This window comes from Enterobacter sp. 301B (assembly GCF_003850715.1).
Lineage (GTDB): Bacteria > Pseudomonadota > Gammaproteobacteria > Enterobacterales > Enterobacteriaceae > Enterobacter > Enterobacter intestinihominis.
Map to the genome: position 1 here is coordinate 20,708 of NZ_PQTC01000031.1, position 8,652 is coordinate 29,359.

General features: G+C 56.1%; 9 protein-coding genes and 1 riboswitch. Of the genes, 6 read left to right on the plus strand and 3 right to left on the minus strand.

Annotated features, from left to right (window positions below; genetic code table 11):
- Positions 1-53: 53 nt before the first annotated feature.
- Positions 54-163, minus strand: a riboswitch (TPP riboswitch).
- A gap of 54 nt (positions 164-217) precedes the next feature.
- Positions 218-715: a sigma D regulator gene (gene rsd, locus C3451_RS21660; protein WP_124304408.1), complete on the minus strand. Its 498-nt coding sequence runs from the start codon at positions 713-715 to the stop codon at positions 218-220.
- A gap of 95 nt (positions 716-810) precedes the next feature.
- On the opposite strand from rsd, the gene nudC reads away from it, so the two are divergent.
- The 6 genes from nudC to C3451_RS21690 all read left to right on the plus strand — a co-directional run bounded on the left by nudC (position 811) and on the right by C3451_RS21690 (position 5,163).
- On the plus strand, positions 811-1,584 hold the full coding sequence (gene nudC, locus C3451_RS21665; RefSeq protein ID WP_022646710.1) for an NAD(+) diphosphatase: 774 nt from the start codon (positions 811-813) through the stop codon (positions 1,582-1,584).
- 38 nt (positions 1,585-1,622) lie between these two features.
- Complete coding sequence (hemE, locus tag C3451_RS21670) at positions 1,623-2,687, plus strand: uroporphyrinogen decarboxylase (protein WP_022646711.1); 1,065 nt, start codon at positions 1,623-1,625, stop codon at positions 2,685-2,687.
- Positions 2,688-2,696: 9 nt separating this feature from the next.
- Complete coding sequence (gene nfi, locus C3451_RS21675; RefSeq protein ID WP_003862312.1) at positions 2,697-3,368, plus strand: deoxyribonuclease V; 672 nt, start codon at positions 2,697-2,699, stop codon at positions 3,366-3,368.
- Between the two features lie 41 nt (positions 3,369-3,409).
- Positions 3,410-4,000 (plus strand): YjaG family protein, encoded by a 591-nt coding sequence (locus C3451_RS21680; RefSeq protein ID WP_022646712.1) that lies wholly within the window; start codon positions 3,410-3,412, stop codon positions 3,998-4,000.
- A 186-nt stretch (positions 4,001-4,186) separates the two neighbouring features.
- Positions 4,187-4,459, plus strand: a complete 273-nt coding sequence (gene hupA / locus C3451_RS21685) for a nucleoid-associated protein HU-alpha (protein ID WP_002445246.1) — start codon at positions 4,187-4,189, stop codon at positions 4,457-4,459.
- A gap of 11 nt (positions 4,460-4,470) precedes the next feature.
- Positions 4,471-5,163, plus strand: coding sequence for a DUF1481 domain-containing protein (locus tag C3451_RS21690; RefSeq protein WP_045622896.1), 693 nt, complete (start codon positions 4,471-4,473; stop codon positions 5,161-5,163).
- A 49-nt stretch (positions 5,164-5,212) separates the two neighbouring features.
- Here the strand turns inward: C3451_RS21690 and purD are convergent, their stop codons facing one another.
- A complete protein-coding gene (gene purD, locus C3451_RS21695) occupies positions 5,213-6,505 on the minus strand; it encodes a phosphoribosylamine--glycine ligase (RefSeq protein WP_022646714.1) in 1,293 nt (430 codons plus the stop codon).
- Between the two features lie 15 nt (positions 6,506-6,520).
- Positions 6,521-8,110 (minus strand): bifunctional phosphoribosylaminoimidazolecarboxamide formyltransferase/IMP cyclohydrolase, encoded by a 1,590-nt coding sequence (gene purH / locus C3451_RS21700; RefSeq protein WP_058677639.1) that lies wholly within the window; start codon positions 8,108-8,110, stop codon positions 6,521-6,523.
- Positions 8,111-8,652: the final 542 nt, after the last annotated feature.

Below are 8,652 nucleotides of genomic sequence, written 5' to 3' on the forward strand. Positions count from 1 at the left end.
GGCTTGTCAGACGACGGATGAAGCAAGAGAAGATCGCCTCAGGGCGATACAACAGCAGTGTGACTCTTGTTCCCTTCGCAGGTATTAACCTGATCAGGTTCCGCGGATCCCGAATTAACGGTCTCAGCCCGTGCTTTCACACTGGGCACTCCGACAAGAAAAATCCCCCTCCGCAGAGGGGCGAATGGTTGTAAATTACTCGTTAACGATTAAGAACTCAAGCAGGGCGCGCAACGTTATCGCTGGTGCTGATAGTCAGGTTGTTGTCCAGCACGAGGGCGATGAGCTTGTCTTCCAGCGTGAATCGCTCTTCCAGTGCTTCGCCAAGGTCGGAAAGCGCCTGCTGAAACTCAAGATAGTTATCGTGATCGATAGCGTTCTCCAGCGTGGAATCGTAGTAGTCCATGATCTGCTGGGTGTTGGCTTCCAGCAGCGGACAGAGTTTGCTGGCCGCTAAATACGGCGTTGTCCCTTCCATTTCGCGGATAATGCGTTCATAAAGGTTGAAATGGCCGTCGGAGAGGTAGTCGACCAGGCTCTGACAAAAGTCGTCCAGCGCTTTTTCATTGAGTCGCATAAAGGATTCTTTGCCAGGCTTAAGACCAACCAGATTGTAATACGCCACAAGGAGATGCTTGCGCACATGTATCCAGCGATCCACCAGGGTGTTACTTCCTCCAACGCGCTCAGTCAGGCTTTCCAGCTGGTTTAACATGGTCGACTCCATAAGGTTTAAAATGGGATCTGCTTATCCAAAATGTAACCACAATGCTAACAACATGTCAGTGAAGCGAAGGTAGTGCAATAGATATGGATCGTATTATTGAAAAATCAGATCTGGGTTGGTGGATCGTCAGCCACGAACAAAAATTATGGCTGCCCTCAGGAGAGTTGCCCTACGGTGCCGCGGAAACGTTCGATCTGGTGGGCCAGTCCGCGCTGAAGATCGGCGAGTGGCAGGGCGATCCCGTGTGGTTGATCCAACAGGCGCGCCGTCAGGATATGGGATCCGTACGTCAGGTGCTGGATCTGGACGTCGGCCTGTTCCAGCTGGCGGGGCGCGGCGTACAGCTGGCGGAGTTTTACCGCTCGCATAAATACTGCGGTTACTGCGGCCACACCATGCACCCAAGCAAAACCGAATGGGCGCTGCTCTGCGGCCACTGCCGTGAACGTTACTACCCGCAAATCGCACCGTGCATCATTGTCGCCATCCGCCGTGATGATTCCATCCTGCTGGCGCAGCATACCCGCCATCGCAACGGCATTCACACCGTCCTCGCCGGGTTCGTAGAAGTCGGCGAAACGCTGGAACAGGCGGTGGCGCGCGAGGTGATGGAGGAGAGCGGCATTAAGGTGAAAAACCTGCGCTATGTGACGTCGCAGCCGTGGCCGTTCCCGATGTCCCTGATGACCGCGTTTATGGCGGAATACGACAGCGGCGAGATTGTTATCGATCAGAAAGAGCTGCTGGAGGCGAACTGGTATCGCTACGACGATTTACCGCTGCTGCCCCCGCCGGGAACGGTGGCGCGTCGCCTGATAGAAGATACCGTGGCAATGTGTCGGGCCGAGTATGAGTAGTGTTACACTGACGGACTGACGCAATAAGGAACTGCAAAATGACCGAACTGAAGAACGATCGTTATCTGCGTGCGCTGCTGCGCCAGCCCGTTGATGTCACCCCGGTGTGGATGATGCGCCAGGCGGGACGCTATCTGCCAGAGTACAAAGCCACGCGTGCGCAGGCGGGCGATTTTATGTCGCTGTGCAAAAACGCCGAACTGGCCTGTGAGGTGACGCTCCAGCCGCTGCGCCGCTTCCCGCTCGATGCCGCCATTCTTTTTTCGGACATTCTTACCATTCCGGACGCGATGGGCCTTGGGCTCTATTTCGAAACCGGCGAGGGCCCGCGTTTTACCTCTCCGATCAAAAACAAAGCCGACGTTGATAAGCTGCCGATCCCCGATCCGGAAGGCGAGCTGGGCTATGTGATGAACGCCGTGCGCACCATCCGCCGCGAGCTCAAAGGCGACGTGCCGCTGATTGGCTTCTCCGGTAGTCCGTGGACGCTGGCAACCTACATGGTGGAAGGTGGCAGCAGCAAAGCCTTTACCGTCATCAAAAAGATGATGTACGCAGAGCCGCAGGCCCTGCATGCCCTGCTCGACAAGCTGGCGAAGAGCGTCACGCTCTATCTCAACGCGCAGATTAAAGCGGGGGCGCAGTCGGTGATGATTTTCGACACCTGGGGCGGCGTGCTGACCGGGCGTGATTATCAGCAGTTCTCCCTGTACTACATGCACAAAATTGTCGATGGTCTGCTGCGTGAAAACGAAGGCCGTCGCGTGCCGGTAACGCTGTTTACGAAAGGCGGCGGTCAGTGGCTGGAAGCGATGGCGGCCACCGGCTGTGATGCGCTGGGCCTCGACTGGACCACTGATATTGCCGATGCGCGTCGTCGCGTGGGGGATAAAGTGGCGCTCCAGGGCAACATGGACCCGTCCATGCTCTATGCGCAGCCTGCCCGTATCGAAGAAGAAGTGTCGACTATACTGTCTGGTTTCGGCCAGGGCGAAGGCCACGTCTTTAACCTCGGTCACGGTATTCATCAGGATGTACCGCCAGAACACGCTGGCGTATTTGTGGAGGCGGTGCATCGGCTTTCTGCCCAGTATCACAAGTAAGGAGTGGTTATGGATCTCGCGTCGCTACGCGCTCAGCAAATCGAACTGGCTTCATCGGTGATCCGCGAGGATCGTCTGGATACGGACCCTCCGCGATACATTGGCGGGGCGGATGTCGGGTTTGAGCAAGGCGGTGAAGTGACGCGAGCGGCGATGGTGGTGCTGAAATACCCGTCGCTGGAGCTGGTGGAGTACAAGGTGGCGCGTATCGCCACCACCATGCCCTATATCCCCGGCTTTCTCTCCTTCCGCGAATATCCCGCGCTGCTGGCCGCGTGGGAGCAACTCTCGCAAAAACCCGATCTGCTGTTTGTGGATGGGCACGGCATCTCCCATCCGCGTCGCCTGGGCGTTGCCAGCCACTTTGGTCTGCTGGTAGACGTGCCGACCATCGGCGTGGCGAAAAAACGCCTGTGCGGCGCGTTTGAGCCGCTCTCTGCCGAACCGGGCGCGCTGGCGCCGCTTATCCATAAAGGCGAGCAGCTGGCGTGGGTCTGGCGCAGTAAAGCGCGCTGCAATCCGCTGTTTATCGCAACCGGGCATCGGGTCAGCATGGACAGCGCCCTGGCGTGGGTGCAACGCTGTATGAAGGGCTACCGCTTACCTGAGCCTACCCGCTGGGCTGACGCCGTTGCCTCTTCACGTCCGGCATTCATTCGTTGGCAGGAAATTCAGCCGTGATTCAGGTAAACTGCGGCTAATTTTCGATTCGAGACATCATCATGTTACAAAACCCGATTCATCTGCGCCTTGAGAAGCTGGAAAGCTGGCAGCACGTGACGTTTATGGCTTGCCTGTGCGAGCGCATGTACCCCAACTATGCCGCGTTCTGTAAGCAAACGGAGTTTGGCGAAGGCCAGATTTATCGACGTATTCTGGATTTGATCTGGGAGACGCTGACGGTCAAAGACGCAAAGGTAAACTTCGACTCTCAGCTTGAAAAGCTGGAAGAGGCAATTCCTGCGGCGGACGATTACGACCTGTATGGCGTCTACCCGGCTATCGATGCCTGTGTGGCGTTGAGCGAGCTGATCCACTCCCGTCTGAGCGGTGAAACCCTCGAGCACGCCATTGAAGTCAGTAAGGCATCCATCACCACCGTCGCGATGCTGGAAATGACCCAGGAAGGCCGTGAAATGACCGACGAAGAGCTACGTGCTAACCCGGCGGTTGAACAGGAATGGGATATTCAGTGGGAAATTTTCCGTCTGCTGGCGGAGTGTGAAGAACGTGATATTGAGCTGATCAAAGGGCTTCGCGCGGACCTGCGCGAGGCCGGTGAGAGCAATATTGGTATAATTTTTAACCAATGAGACAACAAAACGTGATTTAACGCCTGTTTTGTCACTCCTCGACTCTTCCCTTTCGCCCCCCGTCTGGTCTACATTTGGGGGGCGAAAAAAAGTGGCTATCGGTGCGTGTATGCAGGAGAGTGCTTTTTTGGCATTTTCGTCGCACTCGATGCTTAGCAAGCGATAAACACATTGAAAGGATAACTTATGAACAAGACTCAACTGATTGATGTAATTGCGGACAAGGCTGATCTGTCTAAAGTGCAGGCTAAAGCTGCTCTGGAATCTACCCTGGCTGCTATTACTGAGTCTCTGAAAGAAGGCGATGCTGTACAACTGGTTGGTTTCGGTACCTTCAAAGTGAACCACCGCGCTGAGCGTACTGGCCGCAACCCGCAGACCGGTAAAGAAATCAAAATCGCCGCAGCTAACGTGCCGGCATTTGTTTCTGGTAAAGCACTGAAAGACGCAGTTAAGTAAGACGCGTGGCAGTGAACAGTTTTAACGAAGGGGCGGCAACGCCCCTTTTGTCATTCTGGCGTGGACCGCTCGCGCTGGCAGGCGTACTGTTGCTGTCTGCCTGTAGTCATGATTCCTCACTCCCCCCGTTTACCGCCAGCGGCTACGCTGACAACCAGGGTGCGGTCAGGATCTGGCGCAAAGATTCCAGCGATGAAGTGCATATGCTTACCGCGTTCAGTCCGTGGCATAACGGCAATACCTCGACCGCAGAATACCGCTGGCAGGGCGATGCGCTGTCGCTCATTGAACTGAATATCTACAGTAAGACTCCCGAACACGTGAAGGTGCGTTTTGACGACCACGGCGAGCTGAGCTTTATGCAGCATGAGGTCAGTGGACTGAAACAGCAGCTTTCCGGCGATCAGGTCGCCCTCTACCGCTACCGTGCTGAACAACTTCGCCAGACCAGCGATGCGCTGCGTCAGGGCCGCGTGGTGCTGCGCCAGGGGCGCTGGCATGCCGACGGCACGGTGACCACCTGCGAAGGGCAGACAGTGAAGCCTGAGCTTGAATCCTGGGCAACCGAACACATTCAGCGTCGTCAGCGGCATTCATCTGTGGAGGTGAGTGTGGCATGGCTGGAAGCGCCGGAAGGCTCTCAGCTGTTGCTGGTGGCGAACGAAGATTTCTGCACCTGGCAGCCGACAGAAAAGAGTTTTTGATTTAAGTCCCCTCTCCCTTGAGGGAGAGGGTTAGGGTGAGGGTGTGAAATTACTCTCCCTGCTCCCGCGCAATGGCACGATAGCCGATATCCTGGCGGCTGAAGCTGCCGTTCCAGTGAATATCCGCCATCAACGCATAGGCGCGCTTCTGCGCCTCTGCCACGGTATGACCCAGCGCGGTCGCACACAGCACGCGTCCACCATTAGTGAGCACGCGGTCATCGTCAGAGAGCTTTGTACCGGCGTGGAACACCTTCGCACCGTCAATCTCTTCCAGCGGCAGGCCGTGGATCTCATCCCCGGTATTGTAGCTACCCGGATAGCCACCCGCAGCAATCACCACACCTAAAGAGGCACGCTCGTCCCACTCGGAAGTTTTCTCATTCAGCTTGCCTTCGCACGCCGCCAGACACAGATCAACCAGATCGGACTTCATGCGCAGCATGATCGGCTGAGTTTCCGGATCGCCGAAGCGGCAGTTGAATTCAATCACCTTCGGGTTACCCTGCTTGTCGATCATCAGGCCTGCGTAGAGGAAACCGGTGTAGGTATTGCCTTCCGCCGCCATCCCTTTTACGGTTGGCCAGATGATGCGGTCCATGGTGCGCTGGTGTACTTCGTCAGTGACCACTGGAGCAGGGGAGTAAGCACCCATCCCGCCGGTGTTTGGACCCGTGTCGGCATTGCCTACGCGCTTGTGATCCTGGCTGGTGGCCATCGGCAGGACGTGCTCGCCGTCAACCATCACGATAAAGCTCGCTTCTTCGCCGTCGAGGAACTCTTCAATCACGATGCGGTGGCCCGCATCGCCAAAGGCGTTACCCGCCAGCATATCCTGCACAGCGGCTTCCGCTTCTTCAAGGGTCATCGCCACGATAACGCCTTTCCCGGCAGCCAGACCGTCGGCTTTAATCACAATCGGCGCGCCTTTTTCACGCAGGTAAGCCAGAGCAGGCTCTACCTCGGTGAAGTTCTGATATTCCGCCGTCGGGATGTTATGACGCGCGAGGAAATCTTTGGTGAAGGCTTTTGAACCTTCCAGCTGTGCGGCACCTTCCGTTGGGCCGAAAATTTTCAGGCCCGCGGCGCGGAAGGCATCTACAACGCCGATCACCAGCGGCGCTTCCGGGCCCACAATCGTCAGATCGATATTCTCGTTCCGGGCAAAGCTCAGCAGCGCCGGGATATCGGTTACGCCGATGGCGACGTTCTGTAGCGCGGGCTCCAGTGCGGTACCGGCGTTACCCGGTGCCACAAAGACGGTTTCAACCTGCGGAGACTGCGCTGCTTTCCACGCCAGGGCGTGCTCGCGCCCGCCATTACCAATCACTAATACTTTCATTTTCTGCTCCGGAAATTAATGGCGGAAGTGGCGCATGTCGGTAAAGATCATTGCGATGCCGTGTTCGTCGGCAGCGGCAATCACTTCGTCATCACGGATTGAACCGCCAGGCTGGATCACACAGGTGATGCCCACAGCAGCGGCCGCATCAATACCGTCGCGGAAAGGGAAGAAGGCGTCAGAGGCCATGGCGGAACCTTTGACTTCCAGACCTTCGTCACCTGCTTTAATACCCGCGATTTTCGCAGAGTAAACGCGGCTCATCTGGCCTGCGCCTATCCCGATGGTCATGTTCTCTTTGGCGTAAACAATGGCGTTAGACTTCACGAACTTCGCCACTTTCCAGCAGAACAGCGCGTCGCGCAGCTCCTGTTCGGTCGGCTGACGTTTGGTCACCACGCGCAGGTCGGCTTCTGTCACCATACCCAAATCGCGATCCTGAACCAGCAGACCGCCGTTCACGCGCTTGAAGTCCAGGCCCGGCACGCGCTCTGCCCACTGGCCGCAAACCAGCACGCGCACGTTCTGTTTCGCCGCGGTGATTTTCAGCGCTTCTTCGGATGCGGATGGCGCGATGATCACTTCGACAAACTGACGGGAGATGATGGCCTGCGCGGTTTCCGCATCCAGCTCGCGGTTGAAGGCGATAATGCCGCCGAACGCGGAGGTCGGGTCGGTTTTGTAGGCGCGATCGTAGGCATCCATAATGGAGGTGCTTACTGCGACGCCGCATGGGTTGGCGTGCTTGACGATAACGCAGGCCGGCTCGCTGAACTCTTTCACGCATTCCAGCGCGGCGTCGGTATCGGCAATGTTGTTATAAGAGAGGGCTTTGCCCTGTACCTGCTGAGCAGTCGCAACAGAGGCTTCTTTCACCTCTTCTTCTATATAGAAGGCTGCCTGCTGGTGGCTGTTCTCGCCGTAGCGCATATCCTGCTTCTTAATGAAGTTCAGGTTCAGGGTGCGCGGGAAGCGACCAGATGGATCTTTGCTTTCACCGTGGTAGGCAGGAACCAGGCTACCGAAGTAGTTGGCGATCATGCTGTCGTACGCGGCGGTGTGTTCGAAGGCTTTGATGGCGAGGTCGAAACGCGTATCAAGCGTCAGGGACCCTTCGTTGGCGTCCATCTCATTAATAATGGCGCTGTAGTCGCTGCTCTTCACTACGATGGCCACATCTTTATGGTTCTTGGCTGCGGAGCGCACCATGGTCGGGCCGCCGATATCAATGTTCTCTACGGCATCTTCCAGAGAACAGCCTTCGCGGGCGACGGTCTGGGCGAACGGGTAGAGGTTAACAACCACCATATCGATAGGCGCGATATCATGCTGTTCCATAATGCCGTCGTCCTGACCGCGACGACCCAGAATGCCGCCGTGCACTTTCGGGTGCAGGGTTTTGACGCGTCCATCCATCATTTCCGGGAAACCGGTGTAGTCGGACACTTCGGTTACCGGCAGACCTTTCTCTGCTAACAGGCGAGCGGTACCGCCTGTAGAAAGCAGCTCCACACCGCGTGCGGAAAGTGCCTGAGCGAACTCGATGATACCGGCTTTATCAGAAACACTGAGCAGAGCGCGGCGGACTGGACGACGTTGTTGCATGGTAAATCCCCTGGATTTCACGATTACAGAGAGCGTTAGATGAATTTTCCAGCGAAAAACTCATCTAACACACCTGACGAGGCCTCCTTGTTAAGCGCGAGCATTTTAACGAAAACGTTTGCGCAACGCTCGCATATTTTCACTTTTTCGAAGCGCTGTGGATAACTCTGTGCGTAAAAGGGTATAAGGCGGGGTTTTGCTGGGGAATGCAGCAGTCAGTCATTTTTCTGTCATTTAGCGGTTGCGGCCTGCGGAGAACTCCCTATAATGCGCCTCCATCGACACGGCGGATGTGAATCACTTCACAGACTACCCGGTCGGTTGAAGAGAAAAAAATCCTGAAATAACGGGTTGACTCTGAAAGAGGAAAGCGTAGTATACGCCACCTCGCGACAGAGCGCTGAAGCGCGTCGCAACTGCTCTTTAACAATTTATCAGACAATCTGTGTGGGCACTCAAAGTGACATGGATTCTTAACGTCCTCGGACGAAAAATGAATACCAAGTCTCTGAGTGAACATACGTAATTCATTACGAAGTTTA

Bases quoted from the DNA above. Each gene is read 5' to 3' on its own strand.
- C3451_RS21680 (WP_022646712.1), top strand. From the start codon at position 3,410: ATGTTACAAAACCCGATTCATCTGCGCCTTGAGAAGCTGGAAAGCTGG.
- hemE (WP_022646711.1), top strand. From the start codon at position 1,623: ATGACCGAACTGAAGAACGATCGTTATCTGCGTGCGCTGCTGCGCCAG.
- hupA (WP_002445246.1), top strand. From the start codon at position 4,187: ATGAACAAGACTCAACTGATTGATGTAATTGCGGACAAGGCTGATCTG.
- purH (WP_058677639.1), bottom strand. From the start codon at position 8,110: ATGCAACAACGTCGTCCAGTCCGCCGCGCTCTGCTCAGTGTTTCTGAT.
- nfi (WP_003862312.1), top strand. From the start codon at position 2,697: ATGGATCTCGCGTCGCTACGCGCTCAGCAAATCGAACTGGCTTCATCG.
- rsd (WP_124304408.1), bottom strand. From the start codon at position 715: ATGTTAAACCAGCTGGAAAGCCTGACTGAGCGCGTTGGAGGAAGTAAC.
- purD (WP_022646714.1), bottom strand. From the start codon at position 6,505: ATGAAAGTATTAGTGATTGGTAATGGCGGGCGCGAGCACGCCCTGGCG.
- nudC (WP_022646710.1), top strand. From the start codon at position 811: ATGGATCGTATTATTGAAAAATCAGATCTGGGTTGGTGGATCGTCAGC.